The following is a 23,250-nucleotide window of genomic DNA, read 5'->3' on the forward strand; positions in this document are numbered from 1 at the left end:
TACTCGCCAATTTTACTTTTATTCCACGATTGCGCAAATAAAAGGATTTCCTATCCGATATCCAACCCGTATAATGACGCTATTATGGCAAAGAAAAAAACGAAACAAAAAGCGGGTAGCAATACTATCGCGCTGAATAAAAAAGCTCGCCACGAGTATTTCATCGATGATGAAATCGAAGCTGGCTTGGAGCTCCAAGGTTGGGAAGTGAAAGCCCTTCGCCAAGGTAAAGCCAATATTTCTGAAAGTTACGTATTTATGCGTGACGGTGAAGCCTTTGTGAGTGGCATGACAATCACTCCTTTAAATCAGGCATCGACACACGTTGTGGCGAATCCTACACGTGTGCGTAAACTACTAATGAGTCGTCGTGAGCTGGATAATCTATTCGGACGTGTAAACCGTGAAGGTATGACATTAACGGCCCTCTCACTGTACTGGTCTCGCTCTTGGGTGAAACTAAAAATTGGCGTAGCAAAAGGTAAAAAGCTGCACGATAAACGTACGGATCTAAAAGAAAAAGACTGGGCAAGAGAAAAAGCACGCGTAATGAAGAGCGCGCTGCGTTAATCTTGACCACTTAAACGCATAGTACTGGACAGCCAATGCTTTTCTGTTACTATGCGAATATTACCTGGGGCTGATTTAGGATTCGACGGGAATTCAGAAGTCTGAGGTGCATGCCGAGGTGCGGTAGGCCTCGTTAACAAACCGCAAAAAAATAGTCGCAAACGACGAAAACTACGCACTAGCAGCTTAATAACCTGCTAAGAGCTCTCTCGCCCTAGCTTCCGCACGTAAGACGGGGATCAACGAGGGATCAAACCCAAACGCGCTAGCCCGGATTCTCCCGCCTGAGAGATGAACGGCGAATTTTAATTCAGGCTAGTCATTCATTAGCGTGTCGGTTCGCAGGTGGGTGGCGAAATTAAAGATCGACTAAGCATGTAGTACCAATGATGAACGGTTTTCGGACGCGGGTTCAACTCCCGCCAGCTCCACCAAACATCATGTAAGCCTCTGATTTTTCAGGGGCTTTCTTTTTATATATGCCTATGAAAAGAGAAATTGAGGTACATCCTGTTCTACATATGGACGGAGATGACACTTTGCACATGACACAACGGGCAAACGGTAACTGGTACTATCAACGCCGTATCCCAACCCACTCTCAGCCATTCTTTGGCAACAAAAAGTCCATCAAAATCTCACTGCGCACCAAGTCTGTCGCAGAAGCTCGTGTTAGAGCGCGTCAGCTATCTGTAGAGCATGACGTCCTATTTGCGCAGCATGAGACTCTCGCAACAACGACAAGCAAACCTAAAGGCTACGCAAGTAACCCACTTGAGGTGCTCGTTGACGTCAAAGCTAGCCAAGCTCAACACAAAGAAATCACTCAAGCGACGTCTGGCAACCTAGTAGGAACTCAGAGCTTACTACACGCACAAGTCTTTACTGCGCCACTAAAGGAGCGTGAGAGCGTCTTTACGGGTATTGAGGCAATGAGAGATGATTTATGCGAACTAATGTGCGACCTTGCCGAAAATAGATTGAGTGAGTATGACGCCAAGCTTTCGCGCTCATGGCGTATCATTGAGGGTGCGATGGAGTCAGAGCACTACGAGTACTTTGTAGAGCAACCATTTGAAACTCAAAGACAACTTGTCATCGAGAGCTGTAGAAAGTCGATACAAGGACTATCCTCATTAACTACTCAGCTCACGGATGTGATGGCAGAGCGTCTTGAGTTACCTAATGCGTCTGATACCTACCTTCATGAACTAAGGGGAACGCAAGCTCCTACGGAGAGCGAACATCAAAGCTTGCTGTTATCTGAATGCGTAGAGCTTTACCTCAAGGATAGAGAAAAAGACAACATGCAACCCAAGACCTTTGAAAGCTACAAGGCTCGTATGCGACTCATGCTATACATCTTGGGCGACCGTCCTATTGACTCTCTCAAGCGTGCTGATGCTTTGATGTTCAAGGATAAACTCTTGCAGTTACCAGCGAACCTCAACAAAGTGTCGAGCTTTAAGGGCTTACCTGTTGATGATGTCATTGCTCTCAAACCGACACCGATGGCAGTAAGCACAGCAAATGACACAATGACTGGTGTTAGCTCATTCTTCGACTGGTGCGTGTTGAATGAGTACGCGTCCAAGAATGCCTTTAAAGGACTCAAAGTAAAGACCAAGAAAAAGGCATCTGATGAGCGTAGCGCGTTCACTGAGTCTGACTTAAAGACCCTATTTCAGCATCCATACTTCCAAGGAGGTGAGAGTAAACACCCACACTATTACTGGCTACCTGTACTAGGGCTTTATACAGGTGCTCGTCTCAACGAGTTGTGTCAGTTGCATGTATGTGACGTTCGTAGAGATGATGAGAGCGGACTTTGGACTATGACCATCACCAATACTCAAGAAGACCAGAAAACCAAGAATATGAGTTCAATTCGCACTATTCCACTGCACCCTAAATTAATTGAACTAGGGTTCGTTGACTACGTACAGAACCTCACTCATGAGCGCGTCTTTCCTGAGCTTAAGAGAGGAAGAGATGGGTATGGACAAGCACCATCCAAATGGTTTGCTCGCTTCCGCGACAAAGTGCTGCCTAACGCCAAGAACGAACATAAGGCTTACCATTCTTTCAGGCACACTTTCATCAACGCCCTGAAGCAATCAGGCGTATCCCGCAGTCATGCAGCAGCCTATGTGGGTCATGAGGACGGAAGTGAAACGTTTGGACGGTATGGTAAAGCTTATGTCGCATCAGCATTAGCTCCTATATTGGACAACATTACGTTCGACTTCGACATAAAGCCCTATGTACTATCTAACTAGTACAAATTAAAAGGTAACACCTGACGTCTACCCAAGTGTTACCTTTCATTTTACATTTTACCTTCGGCTGCTTGTCTCGCTAAGCAGTCTGAATGCTCATTACCTTTGACGCCAGAGTGACCAGCTACGTGCTCAACGCTAACACGTGGACGAATAGCTTTAAGCTCATCTATCAGCATCCATAAGTCCTGATTAGCGACAGGCTTCTTGCTTGAGTTGCGCCAAGCGTTACGCTTCCAGCTATCAAGCCATTCATTGAAGCCCCGCACACAGTACTGACTGTCACTAAAGACATTGTCCCCCTCACCTGCTACAAGTAAGGCAATGATGAGAGCCAGAAGCTCAGCCCTTTGGCTGGTAACACCGCCAGTCCTGCGAACCGAGGATGAGTACTCATAGACGCATTGACCAAGAGCGTCGTAAACCGCGATACCAACACCCCCTTGAAGACACCCGTGCTGATTGTCTGGTGCTGAACCATCGCAATAGATACTTAGTGGGTGCTGAGCGTTGTGTAATAGATGTGTCGTTTGAAGTTGTGTATTCATATTGAGCCCTTAATCGTAAAGCCACACCGAAAGCCCCACATAGCCAACTACACCAACGAAAGACTCGTAGTGACTAGCTGACAGCATGGCTTTGCGGTTAAGCGTTGGGTTTGAAGTGAAGTAGACCTTGTGGTGGCCTATTGTGGGTTGTGGAGATCTGAGGGTTAATCAGGCAGCTTGGAGTGATAGCGCTGATGTGGCATGTATCGAGCGTTTAAAGGTAATGCTGTAGTTCGCACCTTCATCACCACCTAAACACACGATATAGCCGTGGTGGTCAAGCCGCTTTAGCGACTCTCGAATAGTACGAGGCTTGAGCCTTAGAGCTTCTTCAAGCGTCGACATCGACACGATAAGATACTTTGCCCCTTTCGGTAGCATTCGTTCAGCAACAGTAAAGACTCGCTTGTCGCTAACACTGAGCCTGTACTGAGACTCACTTTCAGGGATTGTTGTCTCATGACGAGGTATCCCATACATTTGTGCTAACTGAGACGCTACCTTACGGCAAACAGATAAGTACAACGCAATGGTGCGCTTTGAATACGACTCGCGGCTTAGTGCTTTGAGACTGACATTAAGACGCCTTTCAAGACTGTCATAGGTAAGTGTATCGAGCGTCTGAAGCAATCGAAAGATTCGGCTTCTAGACAGCCCTCGACCTACCCCAGACAAACGACAGGCGTTATCAAAGACGGCCATCTGGCGACGACTAAGGTCTGAGTACTCAAGTGCACAAGCAAGCTTAGCTTTCAGCTTTGAGTTGTTTACATACGTCATATCAAGTCCTTTAAAAACAATCAATTACAGAACAATCCTGCAAGACTGCAACATATATAAGAAAGGCATTGAGTAGTTACTTAGGGTTGGGTAGAAAGGACGATGATTGATAGGAAGGCGCAGAGCTTAAAGTCTCTCTAAGAACTACTTTAAGTTAAGCTCTAAGTAAGTGATTGTTATTGTTAATAACTACAATCACATCTTAAAGACAGACTTTAAGTATCCACGCCCTACACCAGCACGTCTTACAAGCTTAAAGCTTCCCTTAAAGAGAACTCTTAAGCTTTGCGTCTGGTGCATGTGTTGCTCTTTGTCTCTCTGCTTGCCCAAGGCATTAAGACTCACTCTCTATGAAGCCGAGAGGTTACGAGGTGATGGCCTTGAAGCCCACTCAGTGCGTGACTCTGATGTGTGACTTCTTGCTGTGGTTTGGCGGCTACAGTCCGCATTGGGTTTGTTCTTATAGGCAGTCGTAATTACAGGTTATTAACATCCTGTCAGACTCACCGTATCGGGCTGCGCCCTATAGGCAGTCGTAATTCGATTGGCATTGCGTTGAGACTCAAAGAGAGCGTAAAGGCAGGGGATGAGAGCGTTGATATCTCGATGGTTTGACCTAACTAAAACAGACAAGGGCAGGCGTTGCACCCGCCCAAGTGACTTAGATAAGCTCGGCGTTAACCTCTGCCATGTAAGGCGCTAAGACATTCTCAATGCCATTTGTAGCGTCCTCAAAGACACCAAGCTCTACTAACGCTTTAACATGCCCCCACACCTCTTGGTGCAACTGCGAGTCTTGCGTTGTAAGCAGCGTTTGAGTATCAAGATGATTAGAGGCTTTAATAGTTAAGACGTCGTTCATATCAATGCTCCTTTGTGCTTAAGGTGAGCTAAAGATACCGAAACTCAACTTGGTTGTGTTATGTGTAGTCACTAGTGAGTGCAATAACTTGAATATGGTCACGCAAGAGCTTGCTAAGTGAGCACTTATTGTTCAATCAGCCGACACTTAGAACACGGTGCCAGCTTCAACCGCCTTCTTCTTCACTCTCTGTACGGTACTTGCATTACAGCCAAGCTCCTGAGCGACACCACGGATAGACTTGCCCTCAAGTAACAACTCAATGATACGCTGATGCTGCTTGGTATTAGGTTTGCGTCCTTGGAACTTCTCAGCCCACTTCGTAGGGTTAGCTTTAAGCGCTTGTCTTCCAGCCTCAGCCGACGCTAAGCGATTCTTACGCTCTGCCGCAGCCATAGCCGTGAGCATGGTAATCTGGATGTCAGTGACCATGTTCTGCATGTCATCATCTTTGCTTGAGTATGAGAACGTCAGACCTTGGTTGATAGTCTTAATGCACACACCCCTGTCGAGAAGCTCACGTATAGTCGATTCAGCGTCTCGATAGTCACGCCCTAAACGGTCAACCCACCATACGACTAGAGTATCTCCTTTACGTAGCTTACCAAGAAGAACCGATAGCCCTGCCCTCTCTTTAGCTGGCACAGTACCCGACACTTTCTCTGTCGTAATCTCCGCATCAGGGTAAAGCTTTGAGATGTCACTCAATTGGCTGTCCACGTTCTGCTCCTTAGTCGACACACGGACATAAGCAAAGACCATTGAGTTACTGTCATTGGATTGAGTTGTCATTGTCATACCTCGAACGAGTGCTTTAGGTTACTATATGCTTAACTTATTGTATGTATATCGACAAGTCAACACCTAAAGCACACAAAAATAACAACCTTAGAGTGTATGCTTTTGGGCATAACCTAAGACATACATCGAAAAATAAAACGTGGCACTGAGTCTAACTAGCAAGAATGACTACTTTCGCTAAAGGGGTTAGGGGGGGATTTGAGGACAAGACATATAAACAATGGCTCCAGAAATTTTTTTTGCAAAAATTATTCGACCATCACACATCACTCCGTCACATTTTGATTAAAGCGCCAAGATGCATATAGTAAACATTATGAATCACTCGTGAGAGCATATATGAACCTTGATGAATTCGTGAGCAATTACCTCACCAACCTATCCAGTCAGCTCGATGCATCAAACACCTATCTAACAATTTTTGCAGCAGTCCTTGGTGCTGTTCTAGGTATTGTGCTTTCCTTACTTGTTGGCTGGTTTGGAGGTAAGCTTAAAACTCTATCCTACAACCGTATTGTGCGTCAGCAATTAATAGGTCTCACTGAAGACAACCTCATGCGGTGTCGGGCTAATATAGGGGTACTCAACAACGAGTTATTGAGGTTAAGAGGCATAGACGGAAAAATGACTTTGAGTGGTATTGCTGCACTTATTGACTACCCCACTCAACTTCTGCACTTGCCTGCGAGCTTTCGAAGCTCTGAGTTATTCCTACTACGGATGCAAATCTCAGCCTTAAACGCCCATCATGCCCAACTCATCAACGTTGTACATTTGCGAGAAAGCCTTAGCATTGAAATCCGAAAAGCACCTGTAGGTCAGCAAGAATGGGAAATTGTGGGTCTTAGACAAGAATACAATAGGCACCTCAAAACGAAGTACTTGGAGATAATCGAATTTACGCAAGCCTTACAAGACTACCTAAGTATAGGGGCTTGGAAGCGATTCCTTATGAACTTCATACCCACACGTAAATTTAGAAAAATGCGAGACTCTCAAGCTGCAATACCCACCCAAAACAACAACGCCTCCAATTCAACTCCCCAACAGGGAACTGAACCGAACTAGCAGTGTTCTACAAGGTGTGCTACATTTCGAGTAAACCACTGGTGTACCTTCCTTGTATATCAGAGACTTACAGAGGAAAAGGCGACGAACTCTCGAATCCCGCCAGCTCCACCAAACGTTTGGAAAAGGCCACCTTCGGGTGGCCTTTTTTGTATCAACTAAAATAGTCTCTTTTTTCAAACATTCATGCTTTCTGAAATCTTACTACATAGATTACCGCATACCTTTGGCCCATGTAGGTTTACAAACTCGTTGAGTATTAATCAGTAAACAAGAAGTTCATAAGTACTAATCAAAAAGGCAGAGAGCATGGTACTAAAAGCCCTGTAACTTAAAAGTCTTCTGCTTACCTATCCTTTCTAAGAGATAACTAGATCTAAGTCTAAAGTCTATACTCATCTCCCTCGATGAATTGATTGATGTATTCATTGTTAGTCCCTACTCGCTTGTTTCATTACAACTCTATAGATGTAATGACTACAAACAGTAGTTACAAAAAATAATGTAACTCTAATCACAAAGTAACCTTAGATATTGAACAGAAACACAACATATATAGATTTTTAAATTTCAAAATGAAAATATTGTTGTGAAAAATTAAGTTGCTGGAATTATTACAGTCATATTAGTGAGCATTGTAATGAATTTTGAAGAAAGTAAATTGAATGACGAACACGTTAATCAATACACACCGCAAATCAATGGTGTGTTAACAAAGAAAGGAAAACCACTTAGTAGCCTAAAGGTTAGCCTTAGTATTGGTTTAAGCATGTCAGGGAAATCAATAGACTTATCAACATTCACAGACAGTACTGGTCGCTTTGAGTTTTCTCCAGTCTATGAAAATAAAGACGTCATAAGCACTCCTCTCATTGATCGCTATGTAACTATTGTTTTAGTCGCAGAACTCAGCAATGATGAAAGTACTATTATTTGGGAAGGAAGCTTTGATGGTTATAAAATAGAGGATTACGTAAAAAATAACATGGCTAACCTTGCTTGTGACACTGAGAACCCTCTTAAGTACTTTGCTTTTTCAATTGATGATGAAGAAAACGATGACTACTACGTGAACAGCCAATGTAACTTATTTGGTTATATAGACTCTGACTTGTATGGAAATTAAATAATGCACTCATGATGCAACTCCAGTTCCTATGTCTCCTCTTTGGCCATTCATTCACGGGGGCATTGAGTATCGATTAGAAGGAGGTTCTGGTATCGACTTCTGCGCTCATGGACTAGGAAAAAAATCTGTTCCGGGTTATGTCAATACCGCTACAAGTAATGAGTGGTCGGCACTACAACCCAAATCTCAAGCTTACCTAGAACGCAACGTATTTCTTGACTTCAACAATAGATATAATGCTCGGATGACTGATGGTTGGGTAAGTAAAATAGTCTCTTCAACTTTGACTTTACTAAGAATTTCAGGTCTGGGTCATATAATACAACAGATGCGACCGTAGGCCTTGCTACTTGGGTTCAATTAGCTAATTTCAGAGCTAAAAGATGAATGTAACGAACACGTGCGCGGTATTATAGGCCACATAAATGTAATGTCAGGCAATGCGGAAATTAACCTATCTAATATTACTTGTAGAGCAATAAAGCTTTGTTTTTCAAGGTTAGTAAAAAGGCTAGACAGTCATGCTAGTAACGTATTAAATACCCTGGAGTAACAATAAAATAAATTAGCCATCGTTTTATATATACGCTTCATCGGTCTTAAATTATTTGAATGATAAATAATAAAAGTGCGAAGCTATTTTGCTTCGCACTTTTATTGAGTCCAGCACGGCTAACTATATTAGAAGCGATACTCTACACCTAGTGATGCTTGGTTAAAGTCTGTTTCCGTGTTTGCACCGTTCGCGACATTCTCCGCATTGAGTTCTACGTCGTACCACATATATTCTGCGTTAACTAAGAAGTTATCAGTAACTTTAAAACCGACACCGGCACCAGCGAATACACCTTCATCATCTTTGTTGCCTTGGAAGCCCGCAACGTTGTAATCCGTCGAGTACCACATTTGACCGCCTTTTGCGTAAAGGTCGACACGATCAGCAATGGGAGCGGTAACTTTTAGAGCCGCTGTATAGCCGTCCGTTTCGGCATTTGCTAGGTTATTACCATAGCTACCGAAATCAATGTAACCACCTTCCAACGCTAAGTAAGGATTAAAACGGTAACCAACTAAACCTTGAATAACATCGCTGTCATCATCAAAGTCATCTTGTCCATCAACTTTTAAGTAACCGTAGTTGGTGCCAACATATACACCATGATCGTTGGAGTCCGCAGCATGTGATAAAGTACTAAACGTTGCTAAAGAAAAAAGGCTAATCAAAGTAACAACATTGCTTTTCATTTCGTTCTCCTAATATAAGTTCCATTGAAGGTTCGAATAGTAAAGAGCAAATGCAATGCCAACTTTAAATTAATGAAAAATATATTTAATTTTATAGAACACTGACAATCCTCTAAAGAACGCCGAACAAAAACAGAAAAAAAGAGCTGTCTGTTTACTTTATATAAACAATACTAAATTGAGGTTAATCGCTGATGTGAAAAAGATTCTTGTTAATTTGTAGATTTTTCAAAGAAATTAAATAAACATCTAAAATACTCTTGTAGATTAATCAGTCAAAAAACGCTTAGCTAGTTTTTATAAGAAAGGAAGCTAATCACACATACGTTGCATCTTACTTTGCTTCAAGCCGTGAATACTCTACTCTTTGCCTAAGCAGAGTTTAATGGAACTGAAGTATGTTAAAAGGCAGTGAATACCCTTCTATTCGAGCATTAAGGACGTTTGTCGCGGTCTCTAATTACCTCAGTTTCTCTAAAGCAGCGGATGCCCTATGTATTACGCAAAGCGCAGTAAGCAAACAAATCGCATCGCTGGAGCAATTGGTGGGCTTACCTTTAATACAAAGAGGGACGAGTGGTATTGAGTTAACCGAAGAAGGCAAGCGTTATCTGCCGCAAGTCACAGAAGCTTTGGAGCTTATTCAGCATGCAACTGCCAACTTAATCCAGTCAGATTCAAAGCAAGAATTACTCACCGTGGACGTAACCCCTTCTTTTGCCAGTCTTTGGTTGATACCTAATATTGATGACTTCCACCAGCAACATCCTAACATCCGAGTAATAGTCTGTACTGGGGATGGGAACGTCAAAGATTCGAGCAACGAAAGTGACTTACATATTCGCTGCCTTCCATTATCCACACATTATGAATACAGCCACTTACTGTGCGAAGAAACATTGTTATTAGTCGGTTGTACAAATGCTCCTGCAATTGAGAGTGTGCACGCTGTTAGCAATTATCCTTTTATACCTCAAATCACTCGCCCTCAGCTATGGGAGCAATTTAAAGCTGTCTACACTGTAGAATCTCCCGTTACCTATCAACCTGTAGGCTTTGAACATTTTTACCTAGCTTACGAAGCCGTCAAAATGGGAAAAGGACTCGCCTTACTTCCTGATTTTATGGCGCAGAATTCTATTTTAAGAGGGGATATCCAACATATTCTCAACCTAACTTTACAGAGTGGTTATGGTTATTACGTGATGATCCCGAATTATCGCCTATCGGCTAAGAAAGTGGCGGCGTTTTACGAATGGTTGAAGAGCAAACTAAGCTAATATTGTTTTCTTGAAATGCTTTTGGTAAACCAAAACAACTCAAAGACTTCAGTATCTGTCTGCTCCAAATTGTGGCATTCTCATTAACACTGTTTCAAAAGGATAAATGGATTGAAAGATATGGACAGCAATTCGCCCAAACTCTCATTACGTACCATTGAGCCAACGGATTACCCTGAGCTTGCAGAACTAATGGACTTAGTGTTTCCTGATGTTGGCGGCTCATGGCCACGGCTGACTATTATGGATCTCATTCATCAGTTTCCTGATGGCCAAATCTGTATTGAAGATAACGGCAAAATAGTCGGTGCAGCATTAACCATTAAAGTGGACTACAACCGCTTTTCTCTTCCTCATCTATATACCGACATCATTACCGAAAACAACGTCATACAGAATCAAGTAACCGGTGATGCAATGTATGGTCTCGATGTATTTGTCCACCCGGACTATCGAGGGCTACGTTTAGGTCGCCGTCTGTATGATGCGCGTAAAGAACTTTGCCGGAGTAAGAATTTCAAAGCAATTTTAGCCGGTGGTCGCATCCCGAATTACCACAAATATGCTGACGAACTGAGCGTGGCTGAATACATCGACAAAGTAAAACGCCGTGAGCTTCATGACCCTATTTTGTCTTTTCAGCTTGCTAACGACTTCGATGTAAAACGAATCATGCGCGGCTACTTACCAGAGGATAGCGCTTCTAAAGGTTACGCGACACTGCTGGAGTGGGATAACTTTTTCTACGAAGAGGATATTCAATCCGTACACGATGTAGAAAAGACTCTGATTCGAATTGGTGTTGTACAGTGGCAAATGCGCGCGATGAATGACCTGGAGGATTTGCTCGATCAAGCTGAGTTCTTCATTTCTTCTCTTGCGAATTACAAGGCCGATTTCGCCCTATTCCCTGAGTTCTTTAACGCACCGCTGATGGGCTTGCAAAACGACAAAAATTCCGTTGAAGCAATCCGCTTTTTGGCTAGCTTTACGGAAGAGATCAAAAACCGTTTCTCGCAGATGGCAGTCACCTACAACATCAACATTATTGCAGGCAGTATGCCCGTTATCGAAGATGGCAAACTGTATAATGTGGCCTACTTGCTGCAACGAGATGGTGAAATTAACGCTCAATATAAAATCCACATCACGCCTCATGAACAAAGAGACTGGGTGATCGACGGTGGTGACAATGTTCAAGTGTTCGAAACCGATGCGGGCAAAGTCGGCATACTGATTTGTTATGACAGCGAATTCCCTGAATTGGGAAGAATGTTAGCAGAACAAGGCGCACAAATTGTATTCGTTCCTTTCTGGACGGACACAAAAAATGGCTATCAACGAGTACGAATTTGTTCCCAATCGCGTGCTATTGAAAACGAATGCTATGTTGCAATTGGTGGCAGTGTTGGCAACTTACCTCGTGTTGATAATGTCGATATCCAGTACGCACAATCTGCCGTATTTTCACCGTCGGATATCTATTTTCCACACGATGCGACCTTGACAGAAGCAAGCGCCAACACCGAAATGATAATCTTCGCTGATGTTGATTTGACTAAGTTGAAACAGCTTAATACCGAAGGCTCTGTCACCAACTTACGTCATCGCCGCCTTGATTTGTATGGTGCATTCACCAAAGCCAAAGAGTCATAAGGATCTCCCTAATTCGCCGCTACCAAAGAGCGTGGCGGCGAATAAAGCCTGCTGCAGGTTGATTCTGCGCAATTATCAGAGGCATGTCAGTTTTTCTCAATGGTGAGAAACAAGAATTGACCCAATAGGACATTCGGAGTATCACTCCAACTTCGTTCCGCTTTTATTGGGGGAAAGCTTTTGGAACAGATTAACGAACTTCTCGTGTCAATGAAGCCTTTGCTTGAGCAATACGGCTACGTTGCGCTGATTGTCAGTATATTTCTAGAAGGGATAGGTATCCCGATGCCTGGTCAATCACTGATGATCGCGGCATCTTTGCTCTCGTCAGAACAAGTCATGAACCTAAGTATGGTAATGATGGTATCGTGGCTGAGCTGCTTTTTGGGTAATACCTGTGGTTACCTAATCGGCTATTACTTTGAAGGCTGGTTGGATAAAAAAGGCTACATTTCCGGCCCGAAGATGCAAACGCTTCAATTGACTATCCAGAAATACGGCCCTACGTGCTTGGTCGTCAGCCGCTTTATTGAAGGAATGAAGCAATTTATGCCTCTTGCATGCGGTATCGCGAAAATGCCACGTAGAGAGTTTTTGCTCGGTAACGCTCTCGCGGCGACGGTTTGGGTATTGGTATTCAGCTTGTTAACTCACTTTGCATTTGAGCATTTAAGCGTGTTGAGCAACCTGTACACCGAATACAAATATCTGGTATGGGCATTTGCTGCTGTCTTATTTACGTGGATGGTTTTAGGTATTGTTAAACGCAAAAAAGCCAAATCAATGCAATAACGACAGTCTCTTCATTAGCGCATAACTAAAGCTCGTGGTATCAGTGAGATACGCAACACGAGCTTTTCTCTTTTTCTTTACGTGTAAAATTTAAACGGCCATTTAGACGTCTAGACGTTGACAATGTAGAAATGTGATATTAGTCTGCTCTTCTCTCTTATCATTAACATTGTCGTTTACATGTCCGGTTCCCAACAAACTACTAAAACAGTTGCACCGTCTGCGGTCGCACTGATCCCATTAATTGTATTCCTTGCGCTATTTATTGGCGTAGGCACTTACTTATCTTTGCAAGGCGTGGAATTTGCCTTCTACCAGTTGCCTGCACCCATCGCGGTATTACCAGCCATCATCATTGCGTTTCTTTTAAGTAAAGAGAAACTTAACCGCTCAATCGAACACTTCATGCGTGGTGTTGGCCACCCAGACATCATCGCAATGTGTATGATCTATCTGCTTGCAGGTGCCTTTGCTGCGGTAGCAAAAGCCTCTGGTGGTGTTGATGCAACAGTGAACCTTGGTTTATCCGCTATTCCAACCAGCATGATTTTACCGGGCATTTTTCTGATTTCTGCTTTTATCGCAACAGCAATGGGCACTTCGATGGGTACCATCGCAGCCGTTGCCCCCGTAGCGTTGGGTATTGCTGAATCAGCAGGAATGAGCTTACCGTTAACCGCAGGCGTTGTGCTGAGCGGCGCTATGTTTGGTGATAACCTTTCTATCATCTCTGACACCACGATCGCGGCGACACGCTCTCAAGGTTGTGAGATGAAAGACAAGTTTAAAGAGAACATTCGTATTGCTTTGCCTGCGGCGTTGATCGCGATTGCAGTGTTCGCTTTCAACAGCACCGCGACTCAAGTGCCTGCAACTGGCGATATTGAGTGGCTAAAAGTCTTGCCGTACATCACTATTTTGATCCTAGCGGTATCTGGTGTGAATGTGTTTGTGGTTCTGTCGATTGGCATTCTTTTGGCTGGCGGCGTGAGCTTGGCATCGATTGACAATTACGGACTAACTAATCTAGCCCAAGACGTATACAAAGGCTTTGGTAACATGCAAGAGATCTTCTTGTTATCCATGCTGATTGGTGGCTTGAGTGAACTGATGCGTCGCCAAGGTGGTCTTGCTTTTCTAACAAATTTCGTTAGTAGCCTTATCCACGCGTTTGGCTCTAGTCACTCTAAGCATGCGAACAGTCGTGCAAGCGAGCTAGGTATTGCAGGTTTGGTATCAATGGTCAATGGCTGTACGGCAAACAACACCGTAGCCATCATTGTATCGGGCAGCGTTGCTCGCCAACTGGCGGAAGAGAATAATGTCTCTCCTCGCCGCTCAGCAAGCTTGTTAGACATTTTCTCATGCGTGGTGCAAGGCGTGTTGCCTTACGGTGCTCAAGTACTACTGCTAGGTTCCGTGTTCAACCTCTCGCCACTTGAAGTAGTTGCCAATTCTTACTACTGTTTTGCATTAGCGATAGCGGCTGTTGTCGCGGTGTTTATCAAACATCCCGCTCGTCAACCTGTAGCGCAAACTGAGAACTAACGACAAATACCGAAAAGGCTCCGATGGAGCCTTTTTACTTTCCTTTCTTCTTTTTTTCTTTTCCGCGAGCAGATTTACTTCAAAGCTGAACGCAAACTTTGCGCACTGCGTAAAGGAATCGCAAAGCGATGCGCCACATCGCGTAGAGCTTCCACCTGAGCCGCGTTACTGATTGCTAATTCGCCTGCCACATCGACGTGGTTATTCTCAAACCCCACTCTCACATCGAATCCAAGTAACATCGCACTCGCTAAACAGTCTTGCTCTCGCGCGCCAAAAGCACAAATGGCACATCGAATTTCTTCCTCGACAAAACGCGCCAAATTCAAACCTCGTAAATCCCATGGCGAAGACTGTTGAGCTTGGTGATAACGCCCTAACACCACTAATGCATGCTGATGCGTTTTAGGTAACACGCCCGCATCACGCAGTTGGAAATAACGTTCAATGTCGGTTGCATCGTAGAGAATAATTTGGCTCACGATGTTGTGTTCTGCCACCCAATGGAAAAAGGCATGCCCTTCTTTCTCACTTGCGCGATCAGGGATTAACTCCCTCAATGCAAAAGAAGCCGCTTCTGGTTTCACAGCTTTAACTAACGCCATCTGTTGTGGCGGAGAATACAAGCCCACCGCCTCTGTGGTGAGCTGTACCATCATGTTTTGTCCCACCGCTTCTTTCACGGCATGGTAAATTGCCATGTTGTCGTCGATGTCTAATGAATGACGTCCGTTGGCGTCTCTAGCATGCAAATGGATCATGGCAGCCCCTACCGTTTGACAAGCGATAGCCTCTGCAACCAGTTCGTCTGTTGTCATGGGTAAGCTGGCGTGATCGTGCTTAGTTTTTCTTGCACCGTTTGGGGCCACGATAATAGCGATAGGCTCTCGTATACATCGATTTTCTAATTCCATTCCTTCGCTACCTCTTTTAGCGTTAATGAGAGTTTGCCAACTAGCTCATCAATATGGTGAGGCTGAATAATGAATGGCGGCGCAAGCAAGATATGGTGCCCATTAACGCCATCAATCGTTCCGCCCATTGGATAGCACATTAAGCCATTTTCCATTGCTCGCTGTTTGATGCGTTTGTCTGCCAATGTGGCTTTACTCAGAGGCGCCTTGCTTTCTTGATCGGCCACCAGCTCAATGCCAAAAAACAAACCTTTACCACGAATGTCGCCAATGTACGGTAAATGGGCCAATGCAGAAGTAAGCTCATTACGCACCAAAGCACTTTGCCGATTCACCGCCGTTAACAAATCATCTTGGAAGATGGTTTGAATGGTCGCCACGGCAGCAGCGCACGCCACAGGGTGCGCCATAAAAGTATGACCATGTTGGAAAAAACCGCTTCCACCGGCAATAGCTTGGTAGACTCGATCATTCGCAACCACCGCGCCAATAGGTTGATAACCCGCACCAAGCCCTTTAGCCATACAAACCAGATCGGGCTCTGCCTCTTCTTGCTCAAACGCAAAAAAACTGCCACTGCGTCCAACGCCACACATGACTTCATCCAAGATCAATAACACATCGTATTGGTCGCATATTTCGCGAATACGCTTGAAATAGCCTTGCGTTGCAGGCACAGCTCCAGCGGTGGCACCCACAATGGGCTCGGCGACAAAAGCCATGACATTATCAGCCCCCAACTCAAGAATTTTTGCCTCTAGCTCATTCGCCGCTCGCAATGAGTAATCCAATTCCGACTCATGACTCTGCTGATAACGATAAGCATAGCACGGGGCGATATGATGGCTCGGGTGTAAGATGGGTTTGAACGGTTCACGTCGCCATTCATTACCTCCGACAGCCAGAGCCCCCAAGGTATTACCGTGATAACTTTGCTGACGCGCGATGAATTGCTTTTTCTCTGGCTTACCTGATTCCACGAAATACTGCCGCGCCATTTTTAGTGCCGACTCCACCGCTTCTGATCCTCCACTGACTAAATACACATGGTTGAACTGTTCAGGCATATGCTGACAAATCAATTCTGCTAGGCGCTCACTGTTGTCACTAGTAAAAAATCCAGTATGAGCAAATGGCACTCGCTCGATCTGTTCCAACATGGCTTTTTTAACGGCGTGATGACTGTGGCCAAGGTTTGATACCGCAGCACCACCACAAGCATCGAGATACTGCTTTCCATGCTTATCGAATAGATAAACACCTTCACCTCTATCGATGATTGGTAGCGTGGCATGGCAATGACGGTGAAATACGTAAGACATTTGAGTCCCTTCCAATGTGTAATACTTGCACACATCATCAGGAACAAACCCAAACGTGACAAGAGAATAAATCTCACCCTCTATGAGCTTTTGGAATGCCACAAACCAAAAACACCAAAACCCTTGATATTTAAACAATAAAATAAAAATAGGCCAGCTTTTTTAAAGGCTGGCCTATGGGTAACCCAAAGCTAAAAACAGAATCGTTTACGCGTTTAGTGCCTGTTCTAAATCGGCTAGAATATCGTCAATATGTTCAATACCCACCGATAAACGAATCATCTCTGGAGACACACCAGCTTGTTTTTGTTCTGCTTCGCTCAATTGACGATGAGTCGTCGATGCAGGATGACAAGCCAATGATTTTGCATCGCCAATGTTCACCAAACGCTTAAAGATTTTCAAAGCATCATAAAAACGCACACCAGCGTCATAACCATCTTTTAAACCAAACGACAAAATCGCAGAAGGCTTACCTTTCATGTATTTTTCGGCGAGATGGAAGTGTTCAGAACTTGGCAATCCGGCATAACTTACCCAACTGACTTTGTCATTCTGTTCCAAGAATTCAGCCACTTTGAGTGTGTTCTCGGTATGGCGCTCCATACGCAGCGGTAACGTTTCTAGCCCTTGCATAAGCATAAATGCATTCATCGGTGATAATGCGGCTCCGGTATTACGCAGTGGTACGGTACGCGCACGCCCGATAAATGCCGCCTCACCAAACGCTTCGGTATACACCACGCCGTGGTAAGAAGGTTCTGGTTGGTTGAAAACAGGAAAGCGGTCTTTGTGCTGCGCCCAAGGGAATTTACCTGAATCCACAATCACGCCACCCAATGTGGTGCCATGCCCACCAACGTATTTAGTGAGAGAGTGAACTACTATATCCGCACCGAACTCGATGGGTTTGCACAGCACTGGCGTCGCGACGGTGTTATCCACAATCACAGGCACGCCTTGTGCGTGAGCAAGCTCCGCCACACGTTCTAAATCGATGATATTACCTGCAGGGTTACCAATGCTCTCGCAGTACACCGCTTTGGTATTTTCATCAATTAACTCGGCCAAACTTTCTGGCTTGTCATCTTTAGCAAACTTCACCTGAATACCCTGATTTGGCAGCATGTGCGCAAACAAGGTATAAGTACCGCCATAAAGTTGCGGCGTAGAAACGATGTTATCGCCCGCTTGCGCTAAGGTCAGAATCGCATAGTTAATCGCTGCACTCCCCGCACTCACGACCAATCCAGCAATGCCGCCTTCTAACGCCGCCATGCGTTTTTCCAGAACATCGTTAGTCGGATTCATGATGCGAGTGTAGATATTCCCCGGCACTTCCAAGTTAAACAGATCAGCGCCGTGCTGCGCGTTGTCAAACTCGTACGCGACTGTTTGATAAATCGGTGTCGCGACAGATTTGGTGGTCGGGTCAGTTTCGTAACCAAAATGGATGGATAGCGTTTCGTCTTTCATGTTCTTCCCTGTCTTTCATCACTCAAATAGCGGCAAGCAAAGCACTTACCTTGCTTATAAAACTTATATTGCCCAATTTTTCAACAAATAACGTAGGGATAAATCACAGAGATAAAACGCTAATTCAACTGTCCAAGTAACCAGTGACGAAACGTTTCTGTCGCATTCGTACGTGTGTTCATGATCAAGTAATACCCTGCATTGGCAGGAATCGGTTTGAATGGAGAAACCAAACGCTCTGTCGTCAATTCATCCTCAATCAATGCCATTCGAGCCATCGCAATCCCAACGCCAGCTTCGGCTGCAGACATCGCCATATCCGTTCGATTAAAAAAGTGTCCGACATCGGTTTTAAAATCCAACCCCATCGCTGACGCCCAATATAGCCACTCATAGTCACGCGTCGCTTTTTCCCATGGCATCGCATCGTGTAGTAGCGTCGCCTCTTGCCATTGCTTCACTGGCATTGAGTTTTTTTGCTCACCAAACAACGTTTTTAGCCAGCCATGATCCTCAAGGTATTTTGGACTCATCACCGGTAGCAGATGCTCATCCAAAATCAGCTCCGCGTTAGCATTTCTATAAGGATGAAGACCATAGTCAATTGCGACGTCATAGTCTTTTATCTCACTATTTACCAGCGCACCTTCCGCAAAGATTTGTACTTGGATATCCGGATTATCATGATGGAAGCTTTCGAGCTTTGGGACTAACCATTTGAAAGCAAAAGAAGGCGTCAACTTCAAACGAATTTCATTGGTTTGCTTTTCTACTTTGAGCTCATCAAGCAATTTGCTCAGTTCCGAAAAGTGAAACTGCGTCGCTTGGTGTAACTGAGTGCCTTTTACGGTTAAACGAATACCGCGAGAGTGGCGTTCAAATAAAGTAAAACCTAATAACGCTTCCAAATGAATAATTTGTTGGCTTATGGCACCAGTGGTGAGGTGTAAATGTCTTGCGGCACCAGTAAAGCTACTGTACTCCGCGACTTGGCTAAATAGGCACAAACCACTTATCAGATTACTTTTCATCCTTGAGCCTATAGTTTTTCTAAACACTGTGTGTAATTTATATCGATTGTTAATAAAAGGTAAAGAAAAGAAACTGAGCACTCTGATAAATGTGTGGAGTGCATCAATGGAAGTCATCGTATTAGGCAGCGGCGTTATCGGCTTAACCTCTGCTTGGTATTTATCTCAAGCAGGCTATCAAGTTACCGTCATTGACCGCCAACCAAGCAGTGCCATGGAAACGAGCTTCGCCAATGCCGGGCAGATCTCGTATGGCTATTCTTCGCCTTGGGCTGCGCCTGGTGTTCCTGTTAAAGCCATTAAGTGGTTAGTGGAAGAGCATGCTCCACTTAAAATCAAACCCACTCTGAATGCCGACATGATCCGCTGGGCGAGTAAAATGGTCGCGAACTGCACCCTACCTCGCTATCAAGTTAACAAGGCTCGCATGCTTTCGATCGCTAACCACAGCCGTATTTGCTTAGAACAGTTACGCCAAGAACACGCCATTGAGTATCAAGGACGTCAGTTTGGGACCTTGCAAGTATTCCGAACACATCAACAGCTGCAAGCTATTGAAAAGGACATGCAGCTCCTTGAACAAAGCGGAACCCGATTTAAGCTAATGGACGTCGAACAATGTATTGAACAAGAGCCAGGGCTTGCACTTGTGAAAGACAAACTGGTTGGTGGCTTGCATCTACCTGATGACGAAACGGGCGATTGCCATCAATTTTGCCAACAACTAACGGAGCTTGCTAAGGCACACGGTGTCCGATTTGAGTTCGATACTGAAGTAAGCAATTGGGTTACAGTAGGCAAAAAGATCATAGGTGTCCAAACGAACCGAGGACAATTTAAAGCAGACCAATATGTAGTGGCCTCTGGCAGCTACTCTACAGCGCTACTCAAGCAACTCGATATTGATATTCCGGTCTACCCTGTCAAAGGCTATTCACTCACCATCCCGATGGAAGATGAACACTTCTCTCCTCGATCTACTGTGATGGATGAAACCTATAAAGTCGCTATGACTCGATTTGATGACAGAATTCGCGTAGCTGGCACCGCAGAATTAGCAGGGTTTGATACTTCCCTTCCACAAAAGCGCAAAAACACTATCGAAATGGTCATCCGTGATCTTTTTCCTCGTTGTGGTGACTTCAGCCAAGCTGAGTTTTGGAGCGGCTTTAGGCCAATGACGCCTGATGGCACACCAATTATCGGCGCGACTAAATACGATAACCTTTTTACTAACACCGGACACGGAACTCTGGGTTGGACGATGGCTTGTGGTTCAGGTCAATTGCTAGCAAGCGTAATGAAAGGTGAAAAAACAAAAGTGATGGATAATGCGGAGCTTAACCTTTGTCGTTACGCCTGAGGACATGACTGAACAAAAAACAGGCAGACACTTACTCCACAAAATGCATAACCACTGGCATTTTTAACTCATCAAAATCGCAGCACATTTAAATGACAATGTGCTGCATAATTAATCATCAGGCAAATCTTCTACCTAAAAGGAGCAAATAAGCAACAAGAACCAAATTTTAACAACTACTCTCCATTCTGTGTTCATCATCACGCTACAAAGGATTTGTAGCTAAAAAAGTTAACAATTGCATTACATAAAGGGTAATGTATTGTGTGAAAAACAACCACAAACACAACTAACAGGGAAAATACTCATGCAGTCATTAGTTGATTTTCTGAATGGAATTATTTGGAGCCCGGTACTGATCTATTTGTGCCTTGGCGCAGGTTTGTTCTATTCAATCATGACGCGTTTTGTACAAATTCGTCACTTCTTTGAGATGTGGCGCTTATTACTTTCAGGGAAGAGTTCAACAAAAGGGATATCATCATTTCAGGCACTTGCCGTTTCACTGTCTGGCCGTGTAGGTACAGGTAACATTGCTGGTGTTGCTGCTGCTATCGGTTTCGGTGGCCCAGGCGCCGTATTCTGGATGTGGGTCGTAGCCTTCTTTGGCGCTGCAACCGCATACGCAGAATCAACACTTGCACAAATTTATAAAGAAGAAGACGAAGGCGAGTTCCGTGGTGGCCCTGCTTACTATATTGAGAAAGCAATGGGACAAAAATGGTACGCTTGGATCTTTGCTATCGCGACCATCTTTGCTTGTGGTGTTCTACTTCCTGGCGTTCAATCGAACAGTATCGGTAACGCAGTAGAAGCCGCATTTGGCTCAGGTGACATGATTGAAACCGCTATTGGTACCTTCAGTTTTGCTAAAATTTTCACTGGTACGGTTGTTTGTGTCATTTTGGCTTTCATCATTTTTGGTGGCGTAAAGCGTATCGCGAACTTTACCCAAGTCGTTGTGCCATTTATGGCGTTAGCTTACATCATTACTGCGTTTGTCATCATCCTTCTAAACATTGGTGAGGTTCCACGCATTTTCGGCATGATCATTGGTGACGCGTTCACACCAATGGCAGGCGTTGGTGCAGCAATCGGCTGGGGTGTAAAACGTGGTGTCTACTCCAACGAAGCAGGTCAAGGTACTGGTCCTCACGCAGCAGCAGCAGCGAGTGTTGATCACCCAGCTCAGCAAGGTCTTGTTCAATCTTTCTCTATTTACATCGATACATTACTTGTGTGTTCAGCAACCGCGTTCATGATTCTTATCACTGGCGCGTACAACGTAAATGGTGCGATTGAAGGTACATTCCTGGTTCAAAACCTACCAGCGGATATTGGTGCAAATGGCCCTGTGTTTACACAGATGGCGATCGAAAGCGCACTACCTGGCGTGGGTAAGCCATTCATCGCAATCGCTCTATTCTTCTTCGCGTTTACGACCATTCTGGCTTACTACTACATTGCAGAAACGAACATTGCTTACATTCGTCGTACGTTCAAAGTAAATGGACTGATGTTTATTCTGAAAGTCATCATTATTTCATCCGTGTTCTACGGAACCGTGAAAACCGCCAACTTAGCATGGGCGATGGGTGATGTAGGCGTAGGACTGATGGCGTGGCTAAACATCATCGGTATTTTGATCATCTTCTTTATGTCGAAGCCTGCACTCAAAGCATTGAACGACTACGAAGAGCAACAAAAACGTGGTGTGACCGATTTTACATTTAACCCTGTTGCACTGGGCATTAAAGGCGCAGATTACTGGGAAGATAAGTACCGACGTAAAACGGGTAAAGCACCAACGGCAGACAGCAATAGCGCAGAAACTGTTGAGCAACCATCAACATAGCGTTATCACATAAATAAGAAAAAGCAGTGGTCCGATTGAGGACATAAAAAAGGGGGATTAACCAATGGTTAATCCCCCTTTCTTCATTATGAGTAACAGCTTAGGCGATAACCGCTTCAACTTTACGAGCGATTTTTGCTTTACCGACAGGTAATACTTCACGACCAAATTCGTTGTTCAGTACTTGCGCCATTGCAAAGTAAATTGCACTTGCGCCACAGAAGATACCCTCGAAGCCAGCGATAGCACCGATCACTTCGCTACCAGTGAAATCACGAGCAGCAAGCAAGAAGAACAGGATAGTTAGAGAACCAAATACCACTTGCTTCGCTGTTGGGTAACATAGAGAACCAATGAACATGAAACCAGTGAAGATGCCCCAAAGCGCTAGGTACCAACCCATAAAGCTTGCAGGGCTTGCAGGAAGACCCATGTGAGGCATTACGATTAGACCAACCAATGTTAGCCAAAATAGACCGTAAGAAGTAAACGCAGTTGTGCCGAACGTATCACTGCGTTTAAAACACATGATGCCAACGATTACTTGGCTAAGGCCACCGTAAAAGATGCCCATCGCTAGAATCATAGAGTCAATTGGGAAAAATCCTGCATTATGAATATTGAGCAGAATAGTGGTCATACCGAAACCCATTAGACCTAGCGGTGCTGGGTTAGCCAGTTTTGTCGACATGTACAAATACCTTTTTTCAAAAATGTTGATAAAAAATGCG

20 protein-coding genes and 1 other RNA gene are annotated in these 23,250 nt (G+C 44.4%); 11 read left to right on the forward strand and 10 right to left on the reverse strand.

The window, feature by feature from the left end; genetic code table 11:
* Positions 1-84 precede the first annotated feature (84 nt).
* The 3 genes from smpB (at position 85) to R8N47_RS14975 (ending at position 2,849) form a co-directional block, all read left to right on the forward strand.
* Complete coding sequence (smpB, locus tag R8N47_RS14965) at positions 85-570, forward strand: SsrA-binding protein SmpB (protein WP_005381642.1); 486 nt, start codon at positions 85-87, stop codon at positions 568-570.
* Between the two features lie 66 nt (positions 571-636).
* Positions 637-1,004: a transfer-messenger RNA gene (gene ssrA / locus R8N47_RS14970) on the forward strand.
* A gap of 111 nt (positions 1,005-1,115) precedes the next feature.
* Positions 1,116-2,849, forward strand: a complete 1,734-nt coding sequence (locus R8N47_RS14975; RefSeq protein WP_242412941.1) for a site-specific integrase — start codon at positions 1,116-1,118, stop codon at positions 2,847-2,849.
* Positions 2,850-2,899: 50 nt separating this feature from the next.
* On the opposite strand, the gene R8N47_RS14980 is transcribed toward R8N47_RS14975, so the two are convergent.
* The 4 genes from R8N47_RS14980 to R8N47_RS14995 form a co-directional block, all read right to left on the reverse strand.
* On the reverse strand, positions 2,900-3,397 hold the full coding sequence (locus R8N47_RS14980) for a ribonuclease HI (RefSeq protein WP_024700123.1): 498 nt from the start codon (positions 3,395-3,397) through the stop codon (positions 2,900-2,902).
* Positions 3,398-3,565: 168 nt separating this feature from the next.
* A complete protein-coding gene (locus R8N47_RS14985) occupies positions 3,566-4,177 on the reverse strand; it encodes a hypothetical protein (RefSeq protein WP_024700124.1) in 612 nt (203 codons plus the stop codon).
* Positions 4,178-4,838: 661 nt separating this feature from the next.
* Positions 4,839-5,039 (reverse strand): hypothetical protein, encoded by a 201-nt coding sequence (locus R8N47_RS14990; RefSeq protein WP_005479249.1) that lies wholly within the window; start codon positions 5,037-5,039, stop codon positions 4,839-4,841.
* Positions 5,040-5,186: 147 nt separating this feature from the next.
* On the reverse strand, positions 5,187-5,831 hold the full coding sequence (locus tag R8N47_RS14995) for a recombinase family protein (protein ID WP_024700125.1): 645 nt from the start codon (positions 5,829-5,831) through the stop codon (positions 5,187-5,189).
* 348 nt (positions 5,832-6,179) lie between these two features.
* On the opposite strand from R8N47_RS14995, the gene R8N47_RS15000 reads away from it, so the two are divergent.
* Together R8N47_RS15000 and R8N47_RS15005 are read left to right on the forward strand one after the other, a co-directional pair.
* Complete coding sequence (locus R8N47_RS15000) at positions 6,180-6,908, forward strand: hypothetical protein (RefSeq protein WP_005483033.1); 729 nt, start codon at positions 6,180-6,182, stop codon at positions 6,906-6,908.
* 640 nt (positions 6,909-7,548) lie between these two features.
* A complete protein-coding gene (locus R8N47_RS15005) occupies positions 7,549-8,034 on the forward strand; it encodes a DUF6795 domain-containing protein (RefSeq protein WP_053302978.1) in 486 nt (161 codons plus the stop codon).
* 684 nt (positions 8,035-8,718) lie between these two features.
* Here the strand turns inward: R8N47_RS15005 and R8N47_RS15010 are convergent.
* A complete protein-coding gene (locus R8N47_RS15010; RefSeq protein WP_054730034.1) occupies positions 8,719-9,282 on the reverse strand; it encodes a porin family protein in 564 nt (187 codons plus the stop codon).
* 398 nt (positions 9,283-9,680) lie between these two features.
* Here R8N47_RS15010 and R8N47_RS15015 point away from each other — a divergent pair, with 398 nt between their 5' ends.
* The 4 genes from R8N47_RS15015 (at position 9,681) to R8N47_RS15030 (ending at position 14,558) form a co-directional block, all read left to right on the forward strand.
* Positions 9,681-10,562, forward strand: a complete 882-nt coding sequence (locus R8N47_RS15015) for a LysR family transcriptional regulator (protein ID WP_064353658.1) — start codon at positions 9,681-9,683, stop codon at positions 10,560-10,562.
* A gap of 120 nt (positions 10,563-10,682) precedes the next feature.
* On the forward strand, positions 10,683-12,218 hold the full coding sequence (locus tag R8N47_RS15020; protein WP_064353657.1) for a bifunctional GNAT family N-acetyltransferase/carbon-nitrogen hydrolase family protein: 1,536 nt from the start codon (positions 10,683-10,685) through the stop codon (positions 12,216-12,218).
* A gap of 204 nt (positions 12,219-12,422) precedes the next feature.
* The gene (locus tag R8N47_RS15025; protein WP_005381671.1) at positions 12,423-13,010 is read left to right on the forward strand and encodes a DedA family protein; all 588 of its coding nucleotides are present in this window, start codon (positions 12,423-12,425) and stop codon (positions 13,008-13,010) included.
* A 180-nt stretch (positions 13,011-13,190) separates the two neighbouring features.
* Entirely contained in the window at positions 13,191-14,558 is a 1,368-nt protein-coding gene (locus R8N47_RS15030) for a Na+/H+ antiporter NhaC family protein (RefSeq protein WP_005381672.1), read from the forward strand.
* A 74-nt stretch (positions 14,559-14,632) separates the two neighbouring features.
* Here the strand turns inward: R8N47_RS15030 and R8N47_RS15035 are convergent, their stop codons facing one another.
* The 4 genes from R8N47_RS15035 to R8N47_RS15050 form a co-directional block, all read right to left on the reverse strand.
* Entirely contained in the window at positions 14,633-15,472 is an 840-nt protein-coding gene (locus tag R8N47_RS15035) for a 3-keto-5-aminohexanoate cleavage protein (protein WP_033905815.1), read from the reverse strand.
* A complete protein-coding gene (locus tag R8N47_RS15040; protein ID WP_064353656.1) occupies positions 15,463-16,794 on the reverse strand; it encodes an aspartate aminotransferase family protein in 1,332 nt (443 codons plus the stop codon). The genes R8N47_RS15035 and R8N47_RS15040 overlap by 10 nt, the downstream gene beginning before the upstream one ends.
* 207 nt (positions 16,795-17,001) lie before the next feature.
* Complete coding sequence (locus R8N47_RS15045; RefSeq protein WP_005381677.1) at positions 17,002-18,270, reverse strand: O-acetylhomoserine aminocarboxypropyltransferase/cysteine synthase family protein; 1,269 nt, start codon at positions 18,268-18,270, stop codon at positions 17,002-17,004.
* Positions 18,271-18,389: 119 nt separating this feature from the next.
* Positions 18,390-19,301 carry a LysR substrate-binding domain-containing protein gene (locus R8N47_RS15050; protein WP_042521185.1) on the reverse strand — a complete coding sequence of 304 codons (912 nt, stop codon included), beginning with the start codon at positions 19,299-19,301 and terminating at the stop codon, positions 18,390-18,392.
* 106 nt (positions 19,302-19,407) lie between these two features.
* Here R8N47_RS15050 and R8N47_RS15055 point away from each other — a divergent pair, with 106 nt between their 5' ends.
* Together R8N47_RS15055 and R8N47_RS15060 are read left to right on the forward strand one after the other, a co-directional pair.
* The gene (locus R8N47_RS15055; RefSeq protein WP_064353655.1) at positions 19,408-20,664 is read left to right on the forward strand and encodes a D-amino acid dehydrogenase; all 1,257 of its coding nucleotides are present in this window, start codon (positions 19,408-19,410) and stop codon (positions 20,662-20,664) included.
* 307 nt (positions 20,665-20,971) lie between these two features.
* Positions 20,972-22,519 (forward strand): alanine/glycine:cation symporter family protein, encoded by a 1,548-nt coding sequence (locus tag R8N47_RS15060; protein WP_005381681.1) that lies wholly within the window; start codon positions 20,972-20,974, stop codon positions 22,517-22,519.
* A 100-nt stretch (positions 22,520-22,619) separates the two neighbouring features.
* Here the strand turns inward: R8N47_RS15060 and R8N47_RS15065 are convergent, their stop codons facing one another.
* A complete protein-coding gene (locus R8N47_RS15065; RefSeq protein WP_064353654.1) occupies positions 22,620-23,210 on the reverse strand; it encodes an acetate uptake transporter in 591 nt (196 codons plus the stop codon).
* Positions 23,211-23,250 lie beyond the last annotated feature (40 nt).

It is taken from the genome of Vibrio sp. 2132-1 (assembly GCF_033344315.1).